The sequence below is a fragment of the Promicromonospora sp. CA-289599 genome (assembly GCF_050936155.1).
Classification (GTDB): Bacteria; Actinomycetota; Actinomycetes; order Actinomycetales; family Cellulomonadaceae; genus Promicromonospora.
This window is the reverse complement of sequence record NZ_JBNJNI010000001.1, coordinates 1,679,324-1,705,430: the sequence shown is the minus strand read 5'-3', so window position 1 is coordinate 1,705,430 and position 26,107 is coordinate 1,679,324. Positions and strand designations below refer to the sequence as shown.

General features: G+C 73.0%; 22 protein-coding genes. 10 read left to right on the top strand and 12 right to left on the bottom strand.

Annotated elements, in window-relative coordinates:
• Positions 1-61 precede the first annotated feature (61 nt).
• From ACQEVI_RS07510 to ACQEVI_RS07490, 5 genes are read left to right on the top strand one after another with little or no spacing between them, the layout of a single operon-like run.
• On the top strand, positions 62-1,309 hold the full coding sequence (locus ACQEVI_RS07510; protein ID WP_432896346.1) for a DUF7544 domain-containing protein: 1,248 nt from the start codon (positions 62-64) through the stop codon (positions 1,307-1,309).
• 1 nt (position 1,310) lies between these two features.
• The gene (locus tag ACQEVI_RS07505; protein ID WP_432896343.1) at positions 1,311-1,934 is read left to right on the top strand and encodes a DUF4129 domain-containing protein; all 624 of its coding nucleotides are present in this window, start codon (positions 1,311-1,313) and stop codon (positions 1,932-1,934) included.
• Positions 1,931-3,217, top strand: coding sequence for a DUF4350 domain-containing protein (locus ACQEVI_RS07500; RefSeq protein WP_432896340.1), 1,287 nt, complete (start codon positions 1,931-1,933; stop codon positions 3,215-3,217). The genes ACQEVI_RS07505 and ACQEVI_RS07500 overlap by 4 nt, the downstream gene beginning before the upstream one ends.
• Positions 3,214-4,299 (top strand): AAA family ATPase, encoded by a 1,086-nt coding sequence (locus ACQEVI_RS07495; RefSeq protein ID WP_432896338.1) that lies wholly within the window; start codon positions 3,214-3,216, stop codon positions 4,297-4,299. Before ACQEVI_RS07500 ends, ACQEVI_RS07495 begins: the two co-directional genes overlap by 4 nt.
• A 10-nt stretch (positions 4,300-4,309) precedes the next feature.
• Positions 4,310-5,662 carry a DUF58 domain-containing protein gene (locus ACQEVI_RS07490; RefSeq protein WP_432896335.1) on the top strand — a complete coding sequence of 451 codons (1,353 nt, stop codon included), beginning with the start codon at positions 4,310-4,312 and terminating at the stop codon, positions 5,660-5,662.
• Here ACQEVI_RS07490 and ACQEVI_RS07485 read toward each other — a convergent pair.
• From ACQEVI_RS07485 to ACQEVI_RS07470, 4 genes are all read right to left on the bottom strand, one after another.
• Complete coding sequence (locus tag ACQEVI_RS07485; RefSeq protein WP_432896332.1) at positions 5,640-6,923, bottom strand: glycosyltransferase; 1,284 nt, start codon at positions 6,921-6,923, stop codon at positions 5,640-5,642. The genes ACQEVI_RS07490 and ACQEVI_RS07485 overlap by 23 nt on opposite strands.
• The gene (locus ACQEVI_RS07480) at positions 6,920-7,849 is read right to left on the bottom strand and encodes a hypothetical protein (protein WP_432896329.1); all 930 of its coding nucleotides are present in this window, start codon (positions 7,847-7,849) and stop codon (positions 6,920-6,922) included. Before ACQEVI_RS07480 ends, ACQEVI_RS07485 begins: the two co-directional genes overlap by 4 nt.
• A gap of 217 nt (positions 7,850-8,066) precedes the next feature.
• The gene (locus tag ACQEVI_RS07475) at positions 8,067-8,723 is read right to left on the bottom strand and encodes a response regulator (protein WP_432905845.1); all 657 of its coding nucleotides are present in this window, start codon (positions 8,721-8,723) and stop codon (positions 8,067-8,069) included.
• Positions 8,724-8,764: 41 nt separating this feature from the next.
• Positions 8,765-10,156 (bottom strand): sensor histidine kinase, encoded by a 1,392-nt coding sequence (locus ACQEVI_RS07470; RefSeq protein ID WP_432896326.1) that lies wholly within the window; start codon positions 10,154-10,156, stop codon positions 8,765-8,767.
• 193 nt (positions 10,157-10,349) lie between these two features.
• On the opposite strand from ACQEVI_RS07470, the gene mtrA reads away from it, so the two are divergent.
• From mtrA to ACQEVI_RS07455, 3 genes are read left to right on the top strand one after another with little or no spacing between them, the layout of a single operon-like run.
• Positions 10,350-11,030 carry an MtrAB system response regulator MtrA gene (mtrA, locus tag ACQEVI_RS07465; RefSeq protein WP_432896323.1) on the top strand — a complete coding sequence of 227 codons (681 nt, stop codon included), beginning with the start codon at positions 10,350-10,352 and terminating at the stop codon, positions 11,028-11,030.
• Positions 11,030-12,805, top strand: a complete 1,776-nt coding sequence (gene mtrB / locus ACQEVI_RS07460) for an MtrAB system histidine kinase MtrB (RefSeq protein ID WP_432896320.1) — start codon at positions 11,030-11,032, stop codon at positions 12,803-12,805. The genes mtrA and mtrB overlap by 1 nt, the downstream gene beginning before the upstream one ends.
• Positions 12,805-14,535: an LpqB family beta-propeller domain-containing protein gene (locus ACQEVI_RS07455; protein ID WP_432896317.1), complete on the top strand. Its 1,731-nt coding sequence runs from the start codon at positions 12,805-12,807 to the stop codon at positions 14,533-14,535. The genes mtrB and ACQEVI_RS07455 overlap by 1 nt, the downstream gene beginning before the upstream one ends.
• A gap of 39 nt (positions 14,536-14,574) precedes the next feature.
• Here the strand turns inward: ACQEVI_RS07455 and hpf are convergent, their stop codons facing one another.
• Together hpf and ACQEVI_RS07445 are read right to left on the bottom strand one after the other, a co-directional pair.
• Positions 14,575-15,249, bottom strand: a complete 675-nt coding sequence (hpf, locus tag ACQEVI_RS07450; RefSeq protein ID WP_432896314.1) for a ribosome hibernation-promoting factor, HPF/YfiA family — start codon at positions 15,247-15,249, stop codon at positions 14,575-14,577.
• Between the two features lie 233 nt (positions 15,250-15,482).
• Positions 15,483-16,262 (bottom strand): ComF family protein, encoded by a 780-nt coding sequence (locus tag ACQEVI_RS07445; RefSeq protein WP_432896312.1) that lies wholly within the window; start codon positions 16,260-16,262, stop codon positions 15,483-15,485.
• 105 nt (positions 16,263-16,367) lie between these two features.
• On the opposite strand from ACQEVI_RS07445, the gene ACQEVI_RS07440 reads away from it, so the two are divergent.
• Together ACQEVI_RS07440 and ACQEVI_RS07435 are read left to right on the top strand one after the other, a co-directional pair.
• Positions 16,368-17,630: a winged helix-turn-helix domain-containing protein gene (locus ACQEVI_RS07440; RefSeq protein ID WP_432896309.1), complete on the top strand. Its 1,263-nt coding sequence runs from the start codon at positions 16,368-16,370 to the stop codon at positions 17,628-17,630.
• 25 nt (positions 17,631-17,655) lie between these two features.
• Positions 17,656-19,386: a cation:proton antiporter domain-containing protein gene (locus ACQEVI_RS07435; RefSeq protein ID WP_432896306.1), complete on the top strand. Its 1,731-nt coding sequence runs from the start codon at positions 17,656-17,658 to the stop codon at positions 19,384-19,386.
• Positions 19,387-19,418: 32 nt separating this feature from the next.
• On the opposite strand, the gene mnhG is transcribed toward ACQEVI_RS07435, so the two are convergent.
• Genes mnhG through ACQEVI_RS07405 form a run of 6 tightly spaced genes read right to left on the bottom strand, consistent with a single transcriptional unit; the run spans position 19,419 to position 25,890 of the window.
• A complete protein-coding gene (gene mnhG / locus ACQEVI_RS07430; RefSeq protein WP_432896304.1) occupies positions 19,419-19,763 on the bottom strand; it encodes a monovalent cation/H(+) antiporter subunit G in 345 nt (114 codons plus the stop codon).
• Positions 19,760-20,110: a monovalent cation/H+ antiporter complex subunit F gene (locus ACQEVI_RS07425; RefSeq protein ID WP_432896301.1), complete on the bottom strand. Its 351-nt coding sequence runs from the start codon at positions 20,108-20,110 to the stop codon at positions 19,760-19,762. Before ACQEVI_RS07425 ends, mnhG begins: the two co-directional genes overlap by 4 nt.
• Entirely contained in the window at positions 20,107-20,718 is a 612-nt protein-coding gene (locus ACQEVI_RS07420) for a Na+/H+ antiporter subunit E (RefSeq protein WP_432896298.1), read from the bottom strand. The genes ACQEVI_RS07425 and ACQEVI_RS07420 overlap by 4 nt, the downstream gene beginning before the upstream one ends.
• Positions 20,715-22,382, bottom strand: a complete 1,668-nt coding sequence (locus ACQEVI_RS07415; protein ID WP_432896295.1) for a Na+/H+ antiporter subunit D — start codon at positions 22,380-22,382, stop codon at positions 20,715-20,717. The genes ACQEVI_RS07420 and ACQEVI_RS07415 overlap by 4 nt, the downstream gene beginning before the upstream one ends.
• Positions 22,379-22,891, bottom strand: coding sequence for a Na(+)/H(+) antiporter subunit C (locus ACQEVI_RS07410; RefSeq protein WP_432896292.1), 513 nt, complete (start codon positions 22,889-22,891; stop codon positions 22,379-22,381). The genes ACQEVI_RS07415 and ACQEVI_RS07410 overlap by 4 nt, the downstream gene beginning before the upstream one ends.
• Positions 22,888-25,890 (bottom strand): Na+/H+ antiporter subunit A, encoded by a 3,003-nt coding sequence (locus ACQEVI_RS07405; RefSeq protein WP_432896289.1) that lies wholly within the window; start codon positions 25,888-25,890, stop codon positions 22,888-22,890. Before ACQEVI_RS07405 ends, ACQEVI_RS07410 begins: the two co-directional genes overlap by 4 nt.
• Positions 25,891-26,107 lie beyond the last annotated feature (217 nt).

Below are 26,107 nucleotides of genomic sequence, written 5' to 3'. Positions count from 1 at the left end.
CGATGCGTACTAGGGTTGCCGCGCAGGCACGACTTGAGACGACACCCGGGAGCACGCCCCCATGACGACGCCCGAGAGCGCACCCGACCAGCCGGCGCAGCCGATGCCCCCGCAGCCCGGAGCTTCCCAGCCCGCCGGCTGGGGCGAGCCGCCGCGGTACGGGCAGTACGCGCCCGGGTACGACCCGGCAGCGTCCCCCGCACCGGCCCAGCCGCAGTCCGGCACACCGCAGTACGGCACACCGCAGTACGGCACGCCGCAGTACGGCACGCCGCAGGGCGGGCCGGCGGCACAGTACGGCCAGAGCCAGTACGGGCAGCACTCCCCGTACTCCGCGCAGATCCCGGGATACACCCCGCCGGCGGACAAGCCCGGCATCGTGCCCCTGCGCCCGCTCAGCCTCGGCGAGCTGTACGACGGCGCGTTCGGCGCCGTCCGGCACAACCCGGGTGTGACGCTGGGCCTGACGGCGGTCATCATCGTCGCGGCCGTCGTGGTCGGCACGCTGATCAGCATCCCGCTCACCACGCTCTTCACCGACCTGTTCGGCGGCCTGTTCGCCGAGGTCGGGACCGACCCCGCCTTCGAGGAGCTCGGCTTCACGCAGGACCTCCTCGGCGTGACCTACGGTTCGGCGCTCGGCACCGGGGTGCTGGTCGCCCTCGCCACCCCGCTCGCCATGGGTGTCATGGCCATCTCCGTCAGCGACTCCGTCATCGGGCGCAAGATCTCCGTGTCCGACGCGTGGGGCCGCATCGTCAAGCGCGCGTGGTTCCTGATCGGGTTCTCCCTCCTGAGCCTGCTTGCGGTGCTCCTGGCCTACGCCCTGGCCGCCGGCGTCGTCGTCCTCCTCTTCCTCGTCGACCCGACGCTCGGCGTGATCGGTATCTTCCTTGCGCTCGCGGCACTCCTCGTGGGTGCTGTGTGGGCATTCACCCGCGTCGTCCTGGTCCCGCCGGCGCTCGCGGTGGAGGGCGGCGGATTCTGGGAGACGTGTCGGCGCGCGTGGAAGCTGACCCGGGGCTCGTTCTGGCGGGTGCTCGGCATCTACCTGCTGACCTCGCTCATCCTCGCCATCATCGGCCAGGTGGTCGTGGTGCCGGTCAGCCTCCTCATGAGCCTGTTCATGGTGATGCAGAGCGGAGCCGGCCTGGCTGTCAGCTATGGCATCACGTACCTCATCACGGGCGGTATGCAGGTGCTGTTCCTCGGCGGTGTCGTCGCCCTGCTCTACATCGACACCCGGATGCGACGCGAAGGACTGGACGTGCAGCTGCAGGCCGCGGCTGCGGCCGCGGCGGACAAGTGACATGAGGGCCGATCTGCCTGTCGTCCCGGACCGGGACACCGCACGTGAATGGCTCAGCAGCGAGCTGCAGCGGCCCGAGTACGCGGAGCGTGAGTCGCTGCTGCAGCGCCTGATCAACTCGGTGCTGGAGTGGTTCACGAGCATCGAGTGGCCCGCCACCGCGATGTCCGGCCCACAGCTGGGCATCGTCGTCGCGGTCATCGCGGCGGTGGTGCTCCTGATCGCCTGGCTCATCGCCGGGCCGGTGCAGCTCGGTCGCAACCGCGCGCGTTCGGCCGAGGTGCTCGACACCGACGACGCCCGCACTGCCGCGCAGATGCGTGCGGCGGCCGACGCGGCGGCGGCGTCGGGCGACTGGCGGACGGCGTCCGTCGAGCGCTTCCGTGCAGTTGTCCGCTCCATGGAGGAACGAGTGATCATCGAGCCGCGCCCCGGCCGCACGGCCCAGGAGGCCGCGGCCGACGCTGGCTTGCGCCTGCCGGCCCAGGCCGCCGGCCTGCACGCGGGCGCCGACCTGTTCGACGGTGTCGAGTACGGCGACCGGGTCGCCACGGCGGCGGACGACGCCGACCTGCGCGCGCTCGACGCCGCGGTCACCGCTGCTCGCCCGGAGGTCGCCGCATGACGTCGCTGCCGCCCGACCTCGCGCCCGCACCGCCGACCCCGTCCACGGCGGTGTCCGGCGCACCCGCGGGCCTGGCGAACGATGCTCCGGTGATCATCGGCGACGACACGACCGGCCGCTCCCGCGCCGCGAGCAGATGGCGCCGGATGCGCTGGCCGCTGACGGTCCTCTTCGTGATCGCCCTGCTCGTCGCGTTCCTCGCGGTGGTGCGCCCCGCGACGTCGGCCGCCCCGTACGCGCCGGACAACCCGGAGCCGGGCGGCGGCATGGCCGTGGCCGAGGTGCTGAAGGACCAGGGCGTGCGGGTCACCCACGTGACGACGGTGGCCGACGCGGTCGCGGCCGCCGGCCCGGACAGCACCCTCCTGGTCGCGCCGAACCCGTCCTTCTTCGCCGACGACCAGATCTCCGCGCTGAACCGCACGGGCGCCGACCTCGTGGTGCTCGAACCGGACTTCGACATGGTCGGGGCGGTGACCCGGAACAAGCTCGAGTCCACGTATGGCGAGGTGGGCGATCCGGTCGCCCCGCAGTGCGACGACCCGACGGCACGGGCGGCCGGTGAGCTCGCGCTGCGGCCCGGACTGGCCGAGACGGCCGCCGGTGCCGACGGTCCGCGCCCCACCCTGTGCTGGCCCGACGGCATGGGCGGCTACGCCTACGCCCGCCTGGAGTTCCCGGACCGGTCGGTGACAGTGGTCTCCGATCCCGCGGTGCTCCGTAACGGCACCGTCCTGGACGAGGGCAACGCCGCGCTCGCCCTCCGGATGCTGGGTGAGCACGAGGACCTGGTGTGGCTGGTGCCGGACCCGATGGACGTCAGCACCGGTGACGACGAGCCCACGCAGGCCGACCTCGGCCAGGTCAACGCGCTGATGCCGCCGGGCTCAGCGCCCGTCGCCCTGGTCGCCGTGCTCGCGGTGGTGCTGCTCGCGCTGTGGCGCGTGCGGCGCATGGGTCCGCTGGTCGTCGAGGACCTGCCAGTGCTCGTGCGGTCGGCCGAGGCCACCCGTGGCCGCGCCCGGCTGTACCGGGCGGCCCGCGCCCGCGGGCACGCCGCCGCAGGCCTGCGCGCCTCGGCCGCCGACCGGGTCGCCACACGTCTCGGCCTTGCCCGCTCGTCCGATGCCAACACCGTGGTCGATGCCGTGGTGGCCGCTACCAACCGCCCGTCGCAGCAGGTGGCAGACCTGCTCTACGGCCCACCCCCCGCTGACGACGCCGCGCTCGCCGAGCTCGCGCGCCGACTCGACATCCTGGAGAGCGAGGTCCACCGACCGTGACCGAACCAGCCTTCCCCCACCAGAGCGCGCCCGCGCCTGCTGAGCCGGCTCCGCAGCCGAGCGCCCAGCAAGCCCCGGCAGCACCCGCCCCGGCAGCACCCGCCCCGCAGACCGCCCCGCCCACCGCTCCGTCGCAGGAGCTGCGCTCCGCCCTGGCGGCGGTCCGTACGGAGGTGGGCAAGGCCGTCGTCGGGCAGGACGCGGCCGTCACCAGCCTGCTCATCGCGCTGCTGTGCCAGGGCCACGTGCTCCTGGAGGGTGTGCCGGGCGTCGCGAAGACGCTGCTGGTCCGCACCCTCGCGGCGGCCCTGAAGCTTGACACCAAGCGCATCCAGTTCACGCCCGACCTGATGCCGGGCGACGTGACGGGCTCGCTCGTCTACGACGCGCGCACGGCCGAGTTCTCGTTCCGCGAGGGCCCCGTGTTCACCAACCTGGTGCTGGCGGACGAGATCAACCGGACGCCCCCGAAGACCCAGGCGTCGCTGCTGGAGGCGATGGAGGAGCGCCAGGTGTCGGTGGACGGCACGCCGCGCCCGCTGCCCGACCCGTTCCTGGTGATCGCCACCCAGAACCCCGTCGAGTACGAGGGCACCTACTCGCTGCCCGAGGCCCAGCTCGACCGGTTCCTGCTCAAGCTCGTGCTGCCCCTGCCCGAACGTGAGCAGGAGGTGGAGGTCCTGGCTCGGCACGCCGCCGGGTTCGATCCGCGCAACCTGGCCGCCGCCGGCGTCACCCCCGTGGCTGACGCCGACGTGCTGACGCGCGCCCGCGCAGAGGTGGCCCTGGTCCAGGTGTCACGCGAGGTGCTCGGGTACGCCGTCGACGTCTGCCGCGCCACGCGCTTCTCGCCCTCGCTCTCGCTCGGTGTCTCGCCGCGTGGCGCCACCGCGCTGCTGCGCACGGCACGGGCGTGGGCCTGGCTGTCGGGTCGCTCCTTCGTGACCCCCGACGACATCAAGGCGCTCGCCCACCCGACGCTGCGGCACCGCGTGCAGCTGCGCGCCGAGGCCGAGCTCGAGGGTGTCACCGCCGAGGGCGTGCTGGACACGGTGCTGGCCTCCGTGCCCGTGCCGCGCTGAGGCCGCGCGCATGGTCGTGACGTGGCGGGCCGGCGCCCTGATGGGGCTCGGCGTGATTCCGGTGCTGCTCCTCCCGGCGAACGGGACGGTGCTCGTATGGGCGACGGTGGTGGTCCTGGCCTGCGTCGTCGACGCCGTGCTGGCCGCCTCGCCGCGACGGGTGGCGGTGCAGCGGCGGGTGCCGGGCTCGGTCCGGCTGCGCTCCGAGGCCACCAGCGAGCTGGTGGTCCGCAACGCCTCCGGACGGCGGCTGCGCGCGGTGGTCCGGGACGCGTGGGGACCGTCCGCCGGCGCGGGTCAGGGCAGGGGAAGGGCCGAGCGGGTACGTCCGGCGTCGGGCGGATCGGGTCGCCACCACGTGGACCTGCCTGACGGCGAGGCCGCGCGCCTGCCCACCACTCTCGTGCCGACCCGCCGCGGCGACCGCACGGCCGGCGGGGTGACGATCCGCAGCCTCGGCCCGCTCGGTCTGGCGGGCCGCCAGGTGACGCTGCCCGTACCGGGCCGCCTCCGCGTGCTGCCGGAGTTCGCGAGCCGCAAGCACCTGCCCTCGCGCCTGGCGCGGCTGCGGGAGATGGACGGTCGCGCGGCGGTGCAGATCCGCGGCGAGGGTACGGAGTTCGACTCGCTGCGGGAGTACGTGGTGGGTGACGACGTCCGCTCGATCGACTGGCGCGCCACCGCCCGGCGCCGCGAGGTCGTGGTGCGCACGTGGCGTCCCGAGCGCGACCGGCGCGTGCTGATCGTGCTGGACACGGGGCGCACGTCCGCCGCCCGGGTGGGTGCCGCGGACTCCACCGGCGCACCCCGGCTGGACGCCAGCATCGAGGCGGCGCTGCTGCTCGCGGCGCTGGCCGGCCACGCGGGCGACCGCGTGGAGCTCGTCGCGTTCGACCGCACGGTGCGCTCCCGCGTGGTGGGCGCCGCCGGTCCCCGGCTCATGCCCGCGATGGCGGAGTCGCTGGCCACCGTCGAACCCGTGCTCCTGGAGACCGACTGGCCGGGCGTGGTGACGCAGGTCCGCACGCGCATGACGCAGCGCGCGCTGGTGGTGCTGCTGACGACCCTCGACCCGGCGGCCGTGGAGAACGGCCTGCTGCCGGTCGTCGACCAGCTCGCGCGCGACCACACGGTGGTCGTCGCCTCTGTCGCGGACGAGGAGGTGGCCGGGCTGCGCGCCGGCCGCGACACGGTCGCCGAGGTGTACGACGCCGCGGCCGCCGCGCGCGGAGACCTGGAGCGCACGGCGGTGACGACGATGCTGCGCCGCTACGGGGCCGACGTCGTCGAGGCGTTGCCGGACGACCTGGCCCCGCGCCTGGCGGACGAGTACCTGGCGCTCAAGGCGGCGGGACGGCTCTGACGGCGGTGTGCGGTTGTACCCAGGGCCGGTGCCCGGCTGTAGCCAGGGCCTCCGTGTAGACCGCCAGCAGGCGCTCGCTCTGAGCCGACTGGAGCAGCCCGGTCGAGAACGAGCGCGGGACCCGCGGACCGTCCGGCGCACGGACGGCCCGCGCGGCGGAGCCGAGGACGCGGGCCAGCGAGCTCGGCTCGGGGCCCTCGGCGCACCAGACCCACGGCGCGTCGTCGCCGCCCAGCTCGTCGGCGATCGCGCGGTCGCACACCACCACCGGGACGCCCAGGGCGAGGGCTTCGTAGACCGTCATGCCTTGCGTCTCGAACCCGCGGGAGGTCTGCACCAGCAGGTCCGCTGACGCGATCGCGCGGAGCGCCTCCGTGTGGTCGACGGCGCCGTGCAGCCGGACCCGGTCCGTCAGCCCGAGCGCCTGCACCTGACGTCGTGCACGGTCGAACAGCGTGCCGGTGCCGTACAGGTCCGCCTCGACGCGCTGGTCAGTGGCCGCGATCGCCTCGATGAGCTCCAGCGGGCGCTTCTCCGCGCTGAACCGCCCGAGCCACACGAGGCCTACCTGGTTGCCCTGTCGTGGGAGGTCGTCCTGCCGGGGGCCACGGCCGGGGGCTGCGGCGACGTCGTCGTCATGGACCCCCGTGGGGATCACGGTGGTGACGGGCAGGCCCGCCTGCCGGAGCCGGGCGGCGAAGTGGCCGCTGGGCGCGATCACGGCGTCGGTGCCGGAGGCGAGCGCGCGCAGGTAGTCGTATCCGCCGCCGTGGCCGGACCGCCGGGTGCGGTCGCCGGTCGCCTGGCGCTGCCAGGCGGCGACGGCGCGCAGGCCGAGCCCCGCCACCGGTCCGGCGACCGCCCGGAACGAGGCGTCGACGTTGGTGTGCGTCGTGAGCACGAGCGGGAGCCGGTGTCGCGCCGCGTAGCGCTTACCGAGCCAGGCGCCCCAGAAGTCGCCCTGCAGGTGCACGAGGTCGACCGGTCCGCGGGCCGCGAGCGCGCGGTCCACCCTGGCGTCCGTCCTGCTCGAGGGCAGGACGGCGGAGTACTGGCCCTGCGCGACGGTCAGGGCGGGCAGAGCGACGACGCCGGGGTCCGGGTCCGCGCTGCCGCCTGCCGGATCCTGCGGGGCGACGATCGTGACGGTGTGCCCGGCGCGTTCCAGGAAGGTGCGCTGGAGGAGGACCGACGCCTGGGCGCCCCCGAGCGTGCGGGGGTGCTGGTCGGTGAAGAAGCAGATGTGCAGGCCGTCCGTCACCGCCGGCTCGTCTCGAGGAGGAGGGCCTCGACCGGTGGTGCGGCGCGGGTGGTCGCGTCGGGGTGGTGCTTGGCGAGGGTGATGACACCGGCGACGGCCGCAGCGGTCGCGACGCCCATCACGAGCCAGAGGCCGAGCGGGGTGTGTGCGCCCTCCCCGAGGAGCACCGCGCCGAGCAGCACCGCGACGATCGGGTCGACCACGGTCAGGGAGGCGACGACGACCGCGGGGGCACCCGCCGCGTAGGCCTGCTGGACGAGCCAGCCGCCACCCACGGTCACGCAGAGGATCACTGCGCCGGCGAGGAGCGTCCCGGTGTCGAGCAGCTCGGCCTCGCCGGACGTGATGCTCAGCGAGACGGCGCGGACCAGGGCCGAGACGAGGCCGAAGGCGGTGGCCGCGGCGGTGGCGTAGGCGACGCAGCGCAGCCAGCCGCGGGCCGCCAGCCCGGCGAAGGTCAGCAGCACCACCAGGGCGGCGACCACCAGGCAGGCCACCACGACCGCCGAGGCCTCGGGCGGGTGGCTCGTCACGGAGCCGGCGGAGACGATCACGAACGAGACGACACCGGTCACCGCGAGGGCGGCTCCGAGCACCACCCCGGGGGGCGGCCGGAGCCGCACGCGGGCGGCGGTGAGCAGCACGGCGATGGGGACGGCGAGGACGCCGACGGGCTGGACGACCCGGAGGGGCGCGAGCAGCAGGGCGATCGCGTGCAGGAGCACCGCGAGACCGCCGAGCGCCACGCCCGCCTGCCAGCGTCGCTGCTTGACGACGCTGAGCAGGCCGCGCACGGTCAGGTGTCCGTCCGCCTGCTTGTCCGACACCGCGTGGTGCTGCAGCGTGGCACTGGCGGCGAAGAGCATGGCGTCGATGAGGGCCAGGCCGACGGCGACGCACGTAACGAGCGTGACGGTGTCGTTCACGCTCCGCTCCGGGTGCGGGTTTCCTGGTTCATGGCCGATGAGCCTAGGGGCTCGATACGGGCGTCCGGCTTCGCACTGGTGAACGTGGGGTGTCGATCCGGGCTCAACGCGGTCATGGGAAAACTATGGCTGACCCTCGCCGGGCCCGATATCGGGTGAACCCCCGAGCACACCCCCAGATAGCCAGACCCCGACGGGGGGTATACCCCCATCGTCGTCATACCCCGAGGTGCCGGAGCACCGCCAGGACGCGGCGGTGGTCCGCGGCGTCCTGGGGCAGTTCCAGCTTGGTGAAGATCGCCGCCACGTTCTTCTCGACGGCGCCGTAGGACAGGTGCAGCAGCTCTGCGATCGCGCCGTTGGACCGCCCCTGGGCCATGAGCCCCAGCACCTCGCGTTCGCGGGCCGAGAGGCGCTCCAGGTCGTCGTCCTGCCGGGCGGAGCCCATGAGCTGCGAGACGACCTCGGGGTCCAGCACCGTGGCGCCGCCGGCCACGCGCCCGAGGGCGTCGACGAAGTCACGCACGTCGGCCACCCGGTCCTTGAGCAGGTAGCCGACCCCGCGCGCGTCGCCGGCCAGCAGCCGGCTCGCGTACCGGGTCTCGACGTACTGCGAGAACAGCAGCACCGGCAGGCCGGGGTGCCGGGTCCGCAGACCCAGCACCGCACGCAGGCCCTCGTCGGTGAAGCTCGGCGGCATGCGGATGTCCGCGACCACGACGTCGGGCAGCTTCTCCTCGCGTGCGAGCTGCGCGACCGCACGCTCCAGGGCCGCGCCGTCCCCGACGGCGGTCACGGTGTGGCCGCGCCGGGTCAGGAGGGCGGCGAGCCCGTCCCGGAGGATCGCGGAGTCCTCCGCGAGGAGCACGCGCATGTTCGACGCCGGCGGGTTGGACACACGCAGGTCCGGCCCGGTCATGCACGGTCCGAAGGGCTCGTGGTCGGCAGGATCACGGTGACCACGGTAGGCCCACCGGCCGGGCTGGACAGGTCGAACGTGCCGTCGACGGAGCGCACCCGCTCGGCGAGGCCCGCCAGCCCGGAGCGCAGGCCGGAACCGTCGGGCGGCACGACGGCCGCGCCGCCGCGGCCGTCGTCGCGCACACGGATCCGCACGGGACCGTCCGCGTCGCCGAGCGGCTCGACCAGCACATAGACGCCGGTGGCGCGCGCGTGCTTGGCGGCGTTGGTCACGAGCTCGGCGACGCTGAAGTAGGCGATCGACTCCAGGGCCGGGGCCAGGCGGCCGCTCGCCTCCACGGCTGGGTCGACGTCCACGTCGACCGGCAGCGCCGAACGCGCCGCGAGTGTCTCGAGCGCGACGGTGAGGCCGCTGTCGAGCGCGGGCGGGTGGATGCCCCGCGCCAGCTCGCGCAGCTCGACGAGCGCCTCCTTGGTGGAGGAGTGCGCGGTGTCGACCAGCTCGGCGGCCTGCTCGACGTCGCCGCCGTCGGCCAGGTGCTCGCGTGCCTCGCCGAGCTGCATGGCGACGGCGACCAGCCTGGCCTGTGTGCCGTCGTGCAGGTCCCGCTCGATGCTGCGCAGGCGGGCGTCGGCGTCGTCGACCGTGCCGGTGCGGGACCGCTCGAGCTCGGCGACGCGCAGGCTCGCGCGGGTCGGGCTGAGCAGGCCCCGCGTCAGGGCCCCGAAGAGCATCGTGAACGTGCGGGTGATCCACGGCCAGCACAGGACGAGGACGAGGCCGACCAGCGCCGCCAGCGCGAGGCGCGGGGGCGTGTCCAGGAAGTACGAGTCGCCGAACTGCGCGCCACGGTGCAGCTCGCCGTCGGCACCGAGCTGCGGCGGGAGGAACCGGTACCAGAACCAGTAGGTCAGGCCGCCCAGGCCGGTCGCGAGGAACGTGCTGCTCACGACGAACGACAGGATGGAGAGGGGGAACGCGATGAACATGAAGAGCAGGGCGCGCCAGCCGGCTGAGTCGCCGAGCATGGACCCGATGGTCCGCCAGAAGCCGCGCGGCCGGACGTACGAGGTGGGTGCCGCGACGTCGACGTCGAGCAGCTCGCGGGCCAGGCTGCGGTACGCGGCGCCCCAGCCGCGCGCGCCGAGGACCACGGCACCGGCCACGAACAGCCCGACCACGGTGACGGCGATGCTCGCCGTGAAGCTCACGGCGAAGATCGTGTAGGTGAACGCGAACGGTGCGAGCAGGAGCACCAGTGCGAGGTAGCCCTGCCCGCGCCAGGTGCGGCCCGCGAGAGGAGCGGTGAGGAAGTTCGGGCCCGGACGAGCGGCCCGCCCGGTCACGGAGCCGGCTGCCGGCCGGTCGGCGGTCATGGTTGTCATGGTGCCAGGTTCGCCCCTGGCCAGGGCCTCGCGACATGGTGCCCGCCGCCAGGTTCGACGGGGGCTGTCCCCCTGGGAGGGCCGTGCCGGCGGGCGCCCCGCGGGGTGCTCCGGGCGGGTGAACCTGCGGGAAAGACGCCGGGTACGAGGCGCAAGGCCGAGTTTGCTGGACCAGCCTGGCACACTGGAGGACATGAAGGTACGAGTTCTCGTCGTCGACGACGACACAGCACTGGCGGAAATGATCGGCATCGTCCTCAAGGGCGAGGGGATCGATGCCGTGTTCTGTGCCGACGGCGACTCCGCGCTGGGGATGTTCCGCACCCATCAGCCGGACCTCGTGCTGCTCGATCTCATGCTGCCCGGCAAGGACGGTGTGCAGGTCTGCCGCGAGATCCGGGCGGAGTCGGGTGTGCCGATCATCATGCTGACGGCCAAGTCCGACACGCTCGACGTGGTGGTGGGCCTGGAGTCCGGCGCCGACGACTACGTCTCGAAGCCGTTCAAGCCCAAGGAGCTCGTCGCCCGGATCAAGGCCCGCCTGCGCCGCAGCGAGGACCCCGGTCCGGAGCGCCTGGCGGTGGGTGACGTGGAGATCGACGTCACCGGCCACACGGTGATGCGCGACGGCGAGCGCATCGCGCTCACGCCGCTGGAGTTCGACCTGCTCGTGGCGCTGGCCCGCAAGCCGTGGCAGGTGTTCACGCGTGAGGTGCTCCTCGAGCGGGTCTGGGGCTACCGGCACAGCGCCGACACGCGCCTGGTCAACGTCCACGTCCAGCGTCTGCGCTCCAAGATCGAACGGGACCCGGAGAACCCGGAGATCGTCCTGACGGTGCGCGGCGTGGGTTACAAGGCGGGCGCGACACGCTGATGCCGCACGGCCTGGTCACGCGGCTGCGCCGGGCGGTGCACCGGGCCCGGGTGGTCGCGGTCCGGTTCACCCGGCGCGCGGTCGCGCAGTGGCGCTCCTCCATGCAGCTGCGCGTGGTCACCACCGCGCTGACCATCGGTCTCGCGGCGATCGTCGTGCTCGGGCTGTACCTGTCGACGTCGGTCCGGGACGGCATCTACGAGCAGCGGCTCGCCGCGATCGACCGGGAGGCCGTCCGACTGACCGACCAGGTCTCGAAGACCTTCTCGGACACGGCGACGACGTCGGACGGCGACCTGCAGATCCTCCTGAAGGACTCCATCGCGACGCTCGCCGCCACGGGCGGCTCCACGGCGGAGGCATACTTCCTGCTCCACGAGCTGGGCACCACCGTCCGGGTGAGCGACATCGTCACGCGGCCCGACCTGACCGACGTGATCATCACCGACGAGGCGCGCAAGGCGAATCTCGCCTCCGACGACGAACAGGTGCTGCAGGCGGTGGGCATCCCGTCGCGGGACGCCGACGGCATGGCCAGCCCGGGCGTCATCGTGGGCTCCACGGTCCAGGCGACTCCGGACGCCAGGTACGAGATCTACTACCTCTACTCGCTGCAGCCGGAGCAGGAGACGCTGTCGTTCGTGCACCGCGTGCTGCTCGCGGGCGGGTTCGGGATGCTGGCGCTGCTCGGCGTCGTCACCTGGACGATGGCCCGGCAGACGGTCACCCCGGTGACCCGTGCCGCGACCGTGGCGGAGCGCCTCGCCGAGGGGCACCTCTCCGAACGGATGCCGGGCGCGCGGGGTACCGACGAGATGGCGAGCCTCGCGCGCTCGTTCAACGAGATGGCCGAGAGCCTCCAGGACCAGATCCGGCGCATGGAGGAGCTCTCCGCCATGCAACGCAGGTTCGTCTCCGACGTGTCGCACGAGCTGCGCACCCCGCTGACGACCATCCGGATGGCGAGCGAGATCATCCACGAGTCCAGGCACCAGATGGACGAGGACGCAGCCCGCTCCGCCGAGCTGCTCCTCGGCCAGATCGACCGGTTCGAGTCGCTGCTGGCCGACCTGCTGGAGATCAGCCGGTTCGACGCCGGCGCCGCGGTCCTCGACGCCGAGCGCCGCGACCTGCGCGACGTGGTCATGTCGGTCGTGGAGCAGGCCGCCCCGCTCGCGAGGACCAAGGACGTGCAGGTCTCGGTACGGCTTCCCGACTCCGACGCGGCAGCCGACTTCGACCCCCGCCGGATCGAGCGCATCCTGCGCAACCTCGTGGTCAACGCGATCGAGCACGCCGAGGAGCGGCCCGTCGAGGTGACCGTCGCCGAGGACGACCGCGCGGTCGCCGTGGTGGTGCGCGACTACGGCGTCGGCATGACCAAGCAGGAGGTCGAGCACGTCTTCGACCGCTTCTGGCGGGCCGACCCGGCGCGCGCCCGCACCACCGGCGGCTCCGGCCTCGGGCTGGCGATAGCGCTCGAGGACGCGCACCTGCACGCGGGGCGCCTCGACGCGTGGGGCCGCCCGGGACAGGGCGCGAGCTTCCGGCTGACGCTGCCCCGCAGCGCCGGTGTGCAGATCGCCGAGCCGCCGGTGACCATGGCGCCCGCCTCGCACGAGCCCGGGCTCCGGACCGGTCAGATCCCAGCGGTCAACCCGTCGGCCGGCCCCACACCGACGGCCATCCCGGACCTGTCCGACCCCGGGTGCGACGCCGCCGAACGGCTCGACGCCTCGGACCAGCCCGCGGGCAACGACGTGGAGGTGCACTGATGCGTAGGACGACCAGCGTGGCGGTGGCCGCCGTCGCCGCGCTCGCCTGTGTCCTCGGGCTCGGGGCCTGCGCCCAGATCCCGACGTCCGGACCGGTCCGGGTGAGTACCGCCGACCAGGACCCGCAGGCCGACCTGGCGCTGCTCCCGCAGGGCCCGACGCCCGGCGCCCCACCGAACGAGATGGTGGATGGCTTCCTCCGCGCGGCCGTCGCCGCAACGACGTCGCCGAAGGAGTTCCAGACCGCGCGGGAGTTCCTCACCGAGGAAGTCGCGGACACCTGGGACCCCGACGAGTCGGTGCGAGTGGTCCGCGAGCCGCCCATACCGGAGCCGTTCGAGGCCGGCACCGACATCGAGGGCGCCGAGACCCTCGAGGTCGTCGTGCGTGCGACCACCATCGCGACCCTCGACAACGCCGGCGCGTACACCGAGGCGGCGGACCCCCGGAAGGTGAACTACAAGTTCACCCTCACCAAGGTCGGCGAGGAGTGGCGCATCTCAGGACTCGACAACGGTGTGCTCGTCCCGGCCAACCTGTTCAACAACACGTTCCGGGCGACCCGCCTGTACTTCGCCGCTGAGGGCGAAGACACCAAGAGCCTCGTACCGGACCTGCGCTGGTTCCCGAGGAACTCCTGGCGGCGAGACGCCGTCCAGGAGCTCCTCGCCGGACCGCCCGAGTGGCTGCAGGGCGCCACCCGATCCCTGTTCCCCGAGGGCACCCAGCTCGTATCACCGACGATCCAGGAGGCGGACAGCGACGAGCCGGTCGCCGTCCGGCTCAGCGAGCAGATCAGCTCCGCCACCGCCGCCCAGCGCGCGCTGATCGCGGCACAGATCTCGGCGACCTTTTCCGAGGGTGCGGGTCGCACGGTGCCGATCGACCTGTTCAGCGACACCAGCCGCCTCGCGGTCGACACGGCCCAGGTGAACCTGCCCGCCACGATCGTCCAGGCGATGTTCCTGAAGGACGACCAGCTGTACCGCCTTGACGCGGACGGCCGGCCCGTGGAGCGCGACCTGCCCGTGGACCTGTCGACGATCGATCCGACGGCGCTGGCGGTGAGCCCGGCGGCCGTACCGATAGTGGTGCGGGACGGCACCGACCGGATTGTGATCGTCTCGGTCGACGGCGAGGACCGTCCTGCCATCGAGGGGCCGGACCTCGCCGCACCTTCGGTCGACAAGTTCAGCAACACCTGGACCAGTGGTGGTGCGAACGACCTGCGGGTGCTGCCGGCGTCTGGCACGGAGGTCACCGTGCCGGTCGACTGGCTGGGCGGTCGCAAGGTGCTGAGTGTGTCGGTGTCACCCGAGGGTTCCCGCATAGCGATCGTGAGCCATGCGCCGTCGGGCACCCAGGTGCAGGTGGCGGGAATCGTGCGGAACGACGACGACGTGCCGGTCGGCCTCGCGCCGCCGCTCTCGGTCGCCGGGCCGGTGGACGGCGTCGTGGAGGCCCGGTGGTCAGGGCTCACCACGCTGTCGCTCCTGACGCGGGACGGCGACGGCGTGTCCGGCGTGTGGACCGCCGGGGTCGGCGGGCAGCCGGGTTCCGGGGGCCAGTCACGACAGCTGCCGGGCCTGACGGACGTGCAGCAGCTGGCGGCCGGCGTGACGGACCAGGGAATGCTGGTCGTCACCAAGGACGGGGACCTCGAGCACGAGGAGACCGGCGTGTGGCAGCCGCTGATCGAGGACGTGGACCTGGTGGCCTACCCAGGCTGACGGGTTCGGTGTCCTCGACCAGCGGCTCTCAGCGAATGGTCACGCCAGGTCGGTGACCGGTGCGGCGCCGCACGGGTTGTCGAGCTGGATCACACCGAACGACCAGCCCTTGCGCTTGTAGAGCACCGAGGGGCGCGACGTCTCCTTGTCGATGAACAGGTAGAAGTCGTGACCCACCATCTCCATCTCGTAGACCGCGTCGTCGAGGGTCATCGGGTCCGCGTGGTGGAGCTTCTGCCGGATTACGACCGGCGAGTCGCCGATCGTGGTCTCCACCGAGTCGCCGGGCGCGGACAGTGCTGCCGGGGTGGAGATCTGCGGCTCGGGTGCGTCGGCGGACGCGTTGCTCTCCTCGGTCAGGATCTCGTCGAGGGGCCGGACGTCCACGGGTGCGAGCACCTTGTTGTTCCGGTGGTCCTTGCGGCGGTCGCGGTCGCGGCGCAGTCGCTCGTTCAGCTTGTCGATGGCGAGGTCCAGGGCGCCGAAGCGGTCGTCCGCTGCGGCCTCCGCGCGGATCACCGGACCCTTCGCACGCAGTGTGAGCTCCACTCGCTCACGGTTCTCGGAGAGCCGCGGGTTGTTCTCGTGCGTGACTTCCACGTCCACCCGACGCACGTAGGGGGACAGCAGCTCGACCTTCGCGAGCTTCTCCTCGACGTGCTGGCGGAACCGGTCCGCCACGTCCGTGTGCCTGCCGACAACGACAATTTCCATGTGCGTATCTCCGCTCCGGGAATTCTGGGCCACGCCGTCCCTTGCCGGCGGCGCGCGCCCGTCTCTACTCGTCATGGCACCCCCTGCTACCGGTGCCGGGCGCGAACCACCTCCCGTCGCGTATGCCCCGTCGACCTCGGCGGGACTCCGATCCAGCGTGGAACGTTCAGGCTAACTCCGTCCCCTGGGTAACGACAGCCCCAACGGTCAGTGAACAAGTAGACAGAGATCTGTCAGACTTTCAGGTTCTGCTCAGTTACCCCGCAGGCATCCGGGTGCTGGGGCCGCGCAGGGCTCGCCTCGTGCGCCGGAGGCGGCGTCGCAGCCAGCACCGTTGCGCCCAGGACATCGTGTCCGGAGCGTTCGAGCGCCCGCTCGACGGCGGCGAGGGTGGCCCCTGTGGTCAGGACGTCGTCGACAAGGATGCATACGGAACTTTCTCCGAGCGCGTACACCCCGCGTCTCGTCATGCGGACAGCGCCCGCCAGGTTGCGTCCGCGCGCCCGGGCGCCGAGACCCACCTGGTCCCGCCCGGCACCCCGGCGGGCGAGGGCGGGGACCAGGCGGGCGCTGAGCCCGGCGTCCTGCAGACCGCGGGTGACCGCCCGTGCCAGGACCGCCACGGGTTCGCGGCCGCGTGCCCTGCGCGCCGCTCCGGTCGAGGGCACGGGGACGACGGCGACCGGCGCACCGCCGAGCGCGGCGGCGAGCCCCGGGCCGACGCGGGCGGCGGCGCGCCGTAACGCGGGCGTGAGGAGCCGGTCGAGGTCGGCCCGGCCGCGGTCCTTCCAGTGCACCACGACGTCCCGCATCGGTCCGGTGTACGGCGTGAGCGCCCAGACGGGCACCGGCGGGACCCCGTCGAGGCGGTCCAGCCGGGGCGCGGCGCGCTCGGCGCGGACGGGCGGGCCGGCGAGGAGCGCCGCGCACCTGGCGCACCACCGCACGTCGGGCTCGCCGCACGGGCAGGCGACGGGCAGCAGCAGGCGGACGAACTCGCGGACAGCTTGCACCCGACCACCTTCCCCCACGACCCCGCCCCCCGCTGGCTGTCCACACCCCCGACCCACCAACGGGCCGGGAGGGGGAGTGTCAGTGAGGGCGGGCACGATGGTCCTGTGCAACCGATCTCGTTGTCTCTCGACCAGGCCCGCCGGGTGGCCGTCGCGGCGCAGGGCCTGAACCGCCCGCGCGCCACCGGACCGCGCACCATGCGGCACGTGCAGGGGGTGATCGACCGGCTGGGCCTGCTCCAGATCGACTCGGTGAACGTCCTCGCCCGGGCGCACCTGCTGCCCCTGTTCTCGCGGCTCGGCCCGTACGACACCGGCCTGCTGGACCGGGCTACCGCGTCGGGGAGGTACGCCCGGCGGACGGGCAGGGCGGCCACCGCCGACCGTCGGCTCGTGGAGAGCTGGGCGCACGTGGCCGCCTACGTGCCGCCGAGCACGTGGCCGTTGCTGGCCTTCCGTCGTCGATGGTTCGCCGAGGAGTACGACTGGCGCGAGCTGGACGGCGTACGCCTGCCGGACGCCCCGCAGGTCGCCGAGATCCGCAACCTCGTAGCGGCGGAGGGGCCGCTCTCCGCGTCCCAGATCCACGACCGGTTCGTGTCCGAGGGGCGGTCGGTGCGCCGCAAGCGCGGCACGTGGTGGGACTGGAGCACCGAGAAGCGTGTGGTGGAGCACCTGTTCTTCACGGGGGAGGTGGTCTCGGCCGGGCGCAACGCGCAGTTCGAGCGGCTGTACGACTTGCCGGAGCGCGTGCTGCCGGCCACCGCCCTCGGGGAGGCGCCGGAGCTGGAGGCGAAGCGGGCGCTGCTGGAGCTCGGGGCGCGGGCGCACGGCATCGCGATGGCGCGCTGCATCAAGGACTACTACCGGCTCAGGGGACCCGTGGCGGACCGCGCCCTGGCCGAGCTCGTGGAGGAGGGCGTGCTGCTGCCCGCTCGTGTGGCGGGCGGCTCCGAGCGGTGGTTCCTGCACCGCGACGCCGCCCGGCCACGGCAGGCCGCCGGGCAGGCACTCCTCGCGCCGTTCGACCCGCTGGTGTGGGAGCGCAAGCGGCTGGAGCGCCTCTTCGGGATGCGGTACCGGATCGGTATCTACACCCCCGCCGCGCAGCGCGTCGACGGGTACTACGTGCTGCCCTTCCTCGAGGACTCGCAGCTCACGGCCCGCGTCGATCTCAAGGCGGATCGGGCCGCGGGGGTGCTGCGGGTACAGTCCGCGCACGCCGAGCCGACGCTGACCGCGGACACCCCGACGCGGCTGGTGGCGGAGCTCCACGAGATGGCTCGGTGGCTGGGGCTGGAAAATGTATCCGTGCAGGCCAAGGGCACTCTTTCACCCGCTCTGCAGGCTGCGGTGGCCGCTACCTGAAACATACGCCAACTAAACTTGACCCATGGGAACCGCTGCGATCTTCCTGCTCGTCACGGTCGCGGCCGGGCTCGGGGCGGTCCTGCTCCGGCTGCCGCCGCTCGTGGGGTTTCTGGTGGCCGGGTTCGGGCTGCACGCGATCGGCCTTGCCGAGCCGGGCTACCTCGGGACCGTCGCCGACCTGGGCGTGACGCTGCTGCTCTTCGGTATCGGGCTCAAGCTCGACGTCAAGACGCTGCTGCGCAAGGACGTGTGGTTCACCACGATGGCGCACCTCCTGGTGAGCGTCGCGATCGCGGTCGGGTTCCTCGGCCTCCTGGGAGCCATCGGGTTCTCGATGCTGGCCGGCGAGGGCCTGGGAGTGCTCGCGCTCCTGGGGCTCGCCCTCTCGTTCTCCTCCACGGTGTTCGTGGTCAAGGTGCTCGACGGCCGCTCCGACCAGTCCGCCCTCTACGGCCGGATCGCGATCGGTGTGCTCGTCATGCAGGACCTGATCGCCGTCATCTTCCTCTCCGTGTCCTCGGACCACCCGCCCAGCCCGTGGGCGTTCGGCCTCGTGCTGCTGATCCCGGGCGCGTGGGTGCTGCGCAAGGTGTGGTCGAGGATGGGCCACGGCGAGCTGCAGGCCCTGTTCGGCGTGGCCGTGGCGCTCGGCCCCGGCTACGCGCTGTTCGACGCCGTCGGGCTCAAGGGTGATCTCGGCGCACTCGTCATGGGCATGCTCCTGGCGGGCCACCCTGCGGCCACCGAGCTGTCGCGCAACCTGTTCACGCTCAAGGAGCTCCTGCTCGTCGGCTTCTTCGTGTCCATCGGTTTCTCCGGCCAGCTCACCTGGCAGGCGGCCGCCATCGGGCTCCTCATGCTGCTCATGCTGCCGCTGCAGGGCATCGTGACGGCGGTGCTGCTGCGCCTGATGCGGCTGCGCAAACGTACGGCGATCCTGTCGGGCCTGGTGCTGGCCAACTACTCCGAGTTCGGCCTGATCGTCGTCGCCGTCGGCTCGCAGACCGGGCTGCTGCACGACGACTGGCTGGTGGTCCTCGCCGTCGCCGTCGCCGGCAGCTTCGTGCTCTCCTCGGCGGTCAACACCCGCGGCAACGAGTACGCGATGGCGCTCGCCAAGCGCTTCCCGTCCAAGCCCAACGAGTGGCTGCACCGGGAGGAGCGGCTCATCGACGTGTCGGGTGCGGAAGCACTGGTGCTCGGGATGGGGCGCGTCGGCCGCGGCGCCGTCCGGCAGCTGCGCGAGGACTACGGCATGAACGTCGTCGGCGTGGAGCACGATCCGGGTCGCGTCGCGTCCCTGCGCACCCAGGGCTTCACCGTGGTGCAGGCTGACGCCACGGACATCGAGTTCTGGGGCCGGGTGCGCAGCGCCGGTGCCGTCCGGCTGGCGATCCTCGCCATGCCGTTCCACGCTGCCAACCTCATCGCCCTGTCCCAGCTGCGCGCGAGCGGCTTCGAGGGCACCGTCGCCGCCGTCGCGCGGTACGACGACGACGTCGCCGAGCTCGAGCGGCACGGCGCCGACGCGGTGTTCCACCTGTACGGCACCGCCGGGCTGGCGCTGGCCGACGAGGCCGCAGAGGCCGCGTTCGGCTACGTCGCGGCCGAGCGGATGCGTGACCTCCAGGCGGGACGCCGCGGGGACACCGAACCGGTGCCCGCGCCTGCCGCGGGAGCAGCGACCGGGCCGGCCACCGGAGTGGAAGCAGAACCCGTCACCGAGCCGGCCGCCGGCGCGGGCACCGCCTGACCGGTCGCCCGTCGCCGCCTCAGCAGCGGGTCTCAGCGGCCGGCGTCCGGCCCCGTGGTGCCGTCGTCCGCCTTCAGGAGCTCCGGGTCGACCTTGCCGGTGCGCAGACCCGCGCTGCCGACCATGTGCGCGGCCACCGGGGAGGTCATCAGCTGGAACACCGCGACCAGCACGAGCATGGTCACCGAGCCGCGGTCCTGCAGCCGGAGCGCGACCCCGGTCAGGAGCAGGAGCATGCCGAGCACCTGCGGCTTGGCCACCACGTGCAGCCGGGCGAGCAGGTTGTCGAACCGCACGACGCCGACGCCCGCCGAGAACGAGAAGAAGGCGCCGAGCAGCAGACAGATCGCGGCGGCGGCATCGGTCACCACGCTCATGGTTTCTCCTGGTCCGGCGTGTCCTGGCCCGGCGTGCCCCTGCCGGGCGGTCCGGCCTCCGGTTCTGTGTCCGGCTGCCGGCCCTTGGGCGGCTCGACGGCGGCGAAGCGGGCGACGGTCACGGACCCGATGAAGCCCACCATCGACAGCACCACGAGGATCGGCACCGACTCGGTGCGCCGGGACAGCGCGGCCTCGACAGCTATCGCGCCCACGAGCGCCGTGGTCAGCACGTCGAACGCCACCGAGCGGTCCAGCATCGACGGACCACGCTCCATCCGGACCACGGCGAGCAGGGCGCTCGCGGCGAGCAGCGCCGTGGCGACGATCCCGACGACGAGCATCATGGCTGTCCCTCCTGGCCCGGCGAGGTGACGGCGAGGCCGAGCCGGACCAGCTCCGTACGCGTCGCGAAGGCCCGCAGCAGGCGCTCCTCGAGGGCTCGCACCGACTCCCGGACACCTTCGGGACCACCCGAACCGGCGAGGTCGAGCACGTGCAGCCGCAGGACCCCGTCGGACCGGTCGAGGTCCACCACGACTGTGCCCGGCACCATCGACGACAGTCCAGCGGTGGTCGCGATGAACAGGTCCGACGTCGAGCGCAGCGGGACCGGCACCAGCCCGCCCCGGGGCGGCGGACCCGGCCGGACGGCGGTCCACGCCACCTGGAACGACGCGAGCACGAGGTCGCCGACGAACCGGCCGACGAGGCGGGCCAGCGGGCCGGGTCGCAGCGTCCCGGCCGTACCGACGGACGGCAGCGGGAACGCGAGCGCCACCAGCGCGCCGAGCGCCCCGCCGGACAGCACGTTCGCCCAGGACAGGTCACCCCAGAAGAGCACCCAGAGCACGGCGCCCGCAACCGTCGTCGGCCACAGCGCGGTGAACCGCCGGGCCCGCCGGCGCCACGGCGGCTCGGACTGTTGCTCGGCGTCGGTATCGGTACTCGTCATGGTGATCCCTCCTCCCCGTCGTCGGTCACCTCGTCGGACGTGCCGGTGCCGCGCGGTGCCCCGTCGGGGAACACCGCCTCGACGTACGAGCGCGCGTCCAGGGTCATGTGGGCCGCCCGCGCCGCGTAGTCGTACAACGGTCCTGCCGCGAAGGTGAGGCTCACGCTCACTGCCACGAGCGCCGCCGTCGGGCCGACCATGCCCCAGGGCAGGGGAGACGGGTCGGGCAGCTTCCGGTCGTCGGGACAGGGCTGCCAGAACGCCTTGTTCCAGGCCCGGACCACCGCGTACAGGGTCAGCAGCGACGTGACCACCGAACCGGCCACCAGGGCCCAGGCGAGCCCAGAGCCGTTCAGCGCGCCGGCCTCGAGCAGACCCACCTTGCCCAGGAACCCGGACAGCGGCGGGATGCCCGCCAGGTTCATCGCGGGTACGAAGAACAGGACCGCCAGCCCGGGGGCCAGGGTGGCGAGGCCGCCCAGCCGGTCCAGGGACGTCGTGCCGGTCCGCCGCTCGATGAGCCCGACCACCAGGAACAGCGCCGTCTGCACGGTGATGTGGTGGACCACGTAGAAGATCGCCGCCGCGGTGCTCGCCTGGGTCGCCAGCGCGACGCCGAAGATCATGTAGCCGATATGGCTGACCAGCGTGAACGAGAGCAGGCGTTTCACGTCGTCCTGCGCCACCGCGCCCAGGATGCCGACGAGCATCGTGGCGAGGGCGAGGACGAGCAGCACCGCCTCCAGTGTCTCGTCCGGCGGGAAGAGCAGGGTCTGGGTCCGCAGGATGGCGTAGACGCCGACCTTGGTGAGCAGGCCGGCGAACACCGCGGTGACCGGAGCGGGCGCCGTCGGGTAGGAGTCGGGGAGCCAGGCGGACAGCGGGAAGATGGCCGCCTTGATCCCGAAAGCGAGCAGCAGCAGGGCCTGGATGCCCAGCCGTACGCCGGGATCGATCTCGGGCAGGCGCTCCGCGAGCTGGGCCATGTTGACTGTGCCGGTCGCCGCGTAGACCAGGCCGACGGCGAGGAGGAACACGATGGAGCTGAGCAGCGCGACGACCACGTAGACGCTGCCCGCCCGGATGCGCTCGCTGGTGCCACCGAGCGTGAGCAGCACGTACGAGGCGGCGAGCAGGATCTCGAAGCCGACGTAGAGGTTGAACAGGTCCCCGGCGAGGAAGGCGTCCGCCACCCCGGCGGCCAGGATCAGGAACGTCGGGTGGAAGATCGCGACGGGCAGGACGTCGCGACGTCCGTCCTCGTCGGCGTCCGGGTCCTGGGCCTCCAGGGCCTTGCGCAGCTCTTCCGCGTCCTTCGAGACCGGCGCGGTCCGGTCGTTGCTGTCCGCGATGCCCTGCGCCATCGAGTACAGGAGCACGCAGAGCAGCATCATGCTGCTCACGAGCAGCATCAGCGAGGCGAGGGGGTCGGCCACCAGGTTGACGCCGACCGGTGCCGCCCAGCCGCCGAGGTCGAGCGCCACCGGCCCGTCGTGCGCCGCGACGACCAGACCTGCGGCGGCGGCCACGACCACGGACAGGGCTACCACGGAGATGATCCGCTGGGCCCGCTGGTAACGGTGCAGTGCCAGGGCCAGCCCCGCCGCGAACAGGGGCACCAGCACCGGCAGCGGCACGAGGGTCTGCACGGTCCACAGGTTCACGCGCCGTCACCCCCGCGGGTCGGTGGGTCCACGACGGGGTCGGGCAGCGCCACCTCGTCCCGCGTGGCCACCGCCTCCTCGTCCAGGCTGACTCCGGACTCCACCGCGTCGCTGTCGGCGTACGACGGCGCGTCGTCGACGGCGAGCCGCGCGATACGGGTGTCCTCGAGGTCGTCCTGCACCTCGTCGTGGCCGTGCAGCTGCCAGGACCGGTACGCCATGGCCAGCACGAAGGCGACCAGTGCGAGCGTGATGACTATGGACGTCAGGATCATCGCCTGCGCCAGCGGGTCGCTCATCGGTTCGGCGGTGCCGGACCCGGTGATCGGCGGCGCGCCCGCCCGGCCACCGGCGAGCAGGATCGCGAGGTTGGTCCCGTTCCCCAGCAGCACGAAGCCGAGCAGGACGCGCGTCAGCGACCGCTCGAGCAGCAGGTACACCCCCGCCGCGAACAGCACGCCGACGGCCAGGAGCAGCGCGCCGGAGGGAACGTTGTCGAGCACGATCACGCGCGGTCACCCCCGGCCCGGTGACCGGCGCGCCCGTGCGAGCCGATGGTGCGGGAGTGCGGTTCGGCCTGCCGGTCCAGCTCGGCGCCGAAGGTGCGCAGGATGTCGACGACCAGTCCGATGACCACGAGGAATACTCCGACGTCGAAGAACAGGCTGGTGACCAGGTGCACGTGGCCCAGCACGGGCAGGTACAGGTCGAGGATCGTGCTCTCGAGCGCCGCCTGGCCGGCGATCAGCGCGACCAGGCCGACGCCCGCCGACAGGAACAGCCCGGTGCCGAGCACGAGACCGGGGTGCACGGGGGCCGCCTCGCCGAGCTCGTACCGGCCGCCGGCGAGGTAGCGGACGGTCAGCGCCAGCCCGGCGACCAGGCCCGCCGCGAATCCGCCACCCGGCGAGTTGTGCCCGCTGAACAGCAGGAACAGGGCGAACAGGATCATCGGGTGGAACAGCAGGCGGGTGAGCACCTCGAACAGCATCGACCGCTTGCCCGGGTCGAGCGTGGGGCTCGCGAGCAGCCAGGTGCCCGGCCGTACCTGCCGGGCGGCGGCGCGGGCGGTCCGTTCGCCCGGCTCGCCTTCGCCGGGATTCCCGGCGGGGTCGAGGCGCAGCACGTCGCCGCTGCGCTGGCGCAGGAAGACGAGCGAGGCGACGCCGGTGGCCGCGACGAGGAGCACCGAGATCTCGCCGACGGTGTCCCAGGCGCGGATGTCGACGAGGGTGACGTTGACGATGTTGTGCCCGCCGCCGAACGTCTCGGCCTCCTCGGGGAAGTCGACGGACACCGGCAGGTGCACGCGGACGAGCGGCGCGGCCGCGACGAACATCATCACGACCAGACCCGTGAGCACGCCGATCGCGAGCCGGACCCAGCGGCTCGCCGCCAGCGGCCGGTCCGAGAAGTGCGGGGGCAGACGGCGCAGCACGAGCACCATGACGACGAGCGTCAGGGTCTCACACAGGATCTGGGTCAGCGCGAGGTCGGGTGCGCCGTGCAGCAGGAACAGCGCGGCGTTCCCGTATCCCGCGACGCCGGCGAGGAACACCGCCTTGAGCCGACGGCGCGCGCGGGCGGCCAGTATCGCGGCCACCACGACCACGAGGACGACGACGAGCTGTGCCGGCCGGTCCCACGGAACCACCGCGAACGGTCCGAGACGGAGCACGTCGTCGCGCCCCGCGGCGTCCGCCACCACGGGCAGCGGCCCGGTCCCGGCCTCGCCCACGAGGCCCGCCGCGAGGGCGACCCCGGGGCCGACCGCGAGCACCAGGAGGATGACGCCGAGGTAGAACGGCAGGGAACCACGCTGGGTGCCCGCGGTGACGTCGCTCGCGAACCGGTCCAGCGCGCGCATGAGGCGCCGGTAGACGACGTCGGCGCCGTCCGGGAACCACAGCGCCGCCTGCAGCCGCTCGACCCGCTCGCGCTGCCAGAACATCCATGCGCCCACCAGGAGCACCGCGCCGGTGACCGCCAGGACCGGGGTGAAGCCGTCCCAGAGGGTGAGGTGTCCGGGCTCGCCGACCGGATAGGTGTTCGCGTACGGGCCGAGCAGGTCCTGGCCGACGTGCGGCACGAGCGCCACCGCGAGGCCGAGGACCGCGAGGACCAGCGGCGGCGCGACCATCCAGAACGGCTGCGGGTGGACGGCGTCCGGCATCCCCTCCCGCCCGGGCTCGCCCTGCGCGGCCCCGGCCGGCAGGCGCGGCTTGAAGGCGCCCCACAGGAACCGGAGCCCGTAGGCCACCGTCAGGGCGGAGCCCACTGCGACCACCGCGATCATGATCGTGCCGAGCAGGTCCCCGTCGTGCGCCCACGCGGCGAGCGCCGCCTCCTTGGCGACGTAACCGGCGAACGGTGGCAGACCGATCATCGACGCGGTGGCGAGCGTCGCGGTGAGCGCGGTCACCGGCAGGCGGCGTCCGACCCCTGCGAGCTTGCGCAGGTCGCGTGTGCCCGTCGCCGCGTCGACGACACCGACCACCAGGAACAGCGAGGCCTTGAACAGGGCGTGGGCGCCCAGCAGGGCCAGTCCGGCGAGCGCCGTCGCCCGGGTCCCGTAGCCGAGCAGCAGCGTGAGCAGCCCGAGCTGGGAGACGGTGCCGAACGCGAGGACCAGCTTGAGGTCGTGCTGGCGCAGCGCGCGGTATCCGCCGAGCAGGAGCGTGGCGCCGCCGAGCACGAGCACCACCGACCGCCAGGCCGCGAGGTCCGAGAAGGCGGGCGCGAACCGTGCGATCAGGTAGATGCCGGCCTTCACCATCGCGGCGGCGTGGAGGTATGCCGAGACGGGCGTGGGGGCGGCCATCGCGGCGGGCAGCCAGAAGTGCGTGGGCACGAGCGCGGACTTGGTGGCCGCGCCGGCCAGCAGGCAGACCACCGCGACGGTGACCGCCGGGCCCGACGGCGGGTCGGCGACGAGCGCGGAGACGCTCCAGGTCCCGGCGCCGACCCCGAGGATCACGACGCCGACCAGCATCGCCAGGCCACCGGCAGTGGTCACGATCAGCGCCTGCATGGCGGCCCGGCGAGACGACGTACGGTCCGCGTAGTGACCGATCAGCAGGTAGGAGAACACGGTGGTGAGCTCCCAGAACACGAACAGCAGGAGCAGGTCGTCGGCGACCACCAGGCCGGCCATCGAGCCGGCGAACGCCACCAGGAAGCCGCCGAACCGGCCGAGACCGTGGGCATCGCGCGAGAAGTAGGCGCTGCAGTAGAGCATGACCAGGGTGCCGACGCCGCCGACCACCAGCAGCATCACCCAGGCCAGGAGATCCAGCCGGAGGTCGATCGCGAGCCCGAGCGCCGGGATCCACCGCAGGTGCTCGGTGGGTGTGTCGCCGCCCAGGACCGCGGTGGCCTGGGCGAGCGCGTACACCGTCGCCCCTGCCGGGCCGAGGGCGAGCACCCAGAAGGCGCGCCTGCCCAGGGCCGTGACGAGGGCTGGGGCGGCGAGAGCCAGGACCCCGTGGGCAAGCAGTACCAGGAGCACGTCCGGGCCGTCCTGTCAGCGGGCGGGTGGGCGATGCCCGCCACTTTATCCGCTGGTGCGGGACGGTGTCGGAGAGCGGCTGTCCGGAACCCTTCGGCGGCCGCGGTCGTTACCCCTGGAGCGAACCCACCGGTCCGCCTTCCGTCTTTGGGCCACAGGCGCAGATTTACGGCCTACGATGGACGACGGCGAAACTTGACGACGACCTGGGAGAACC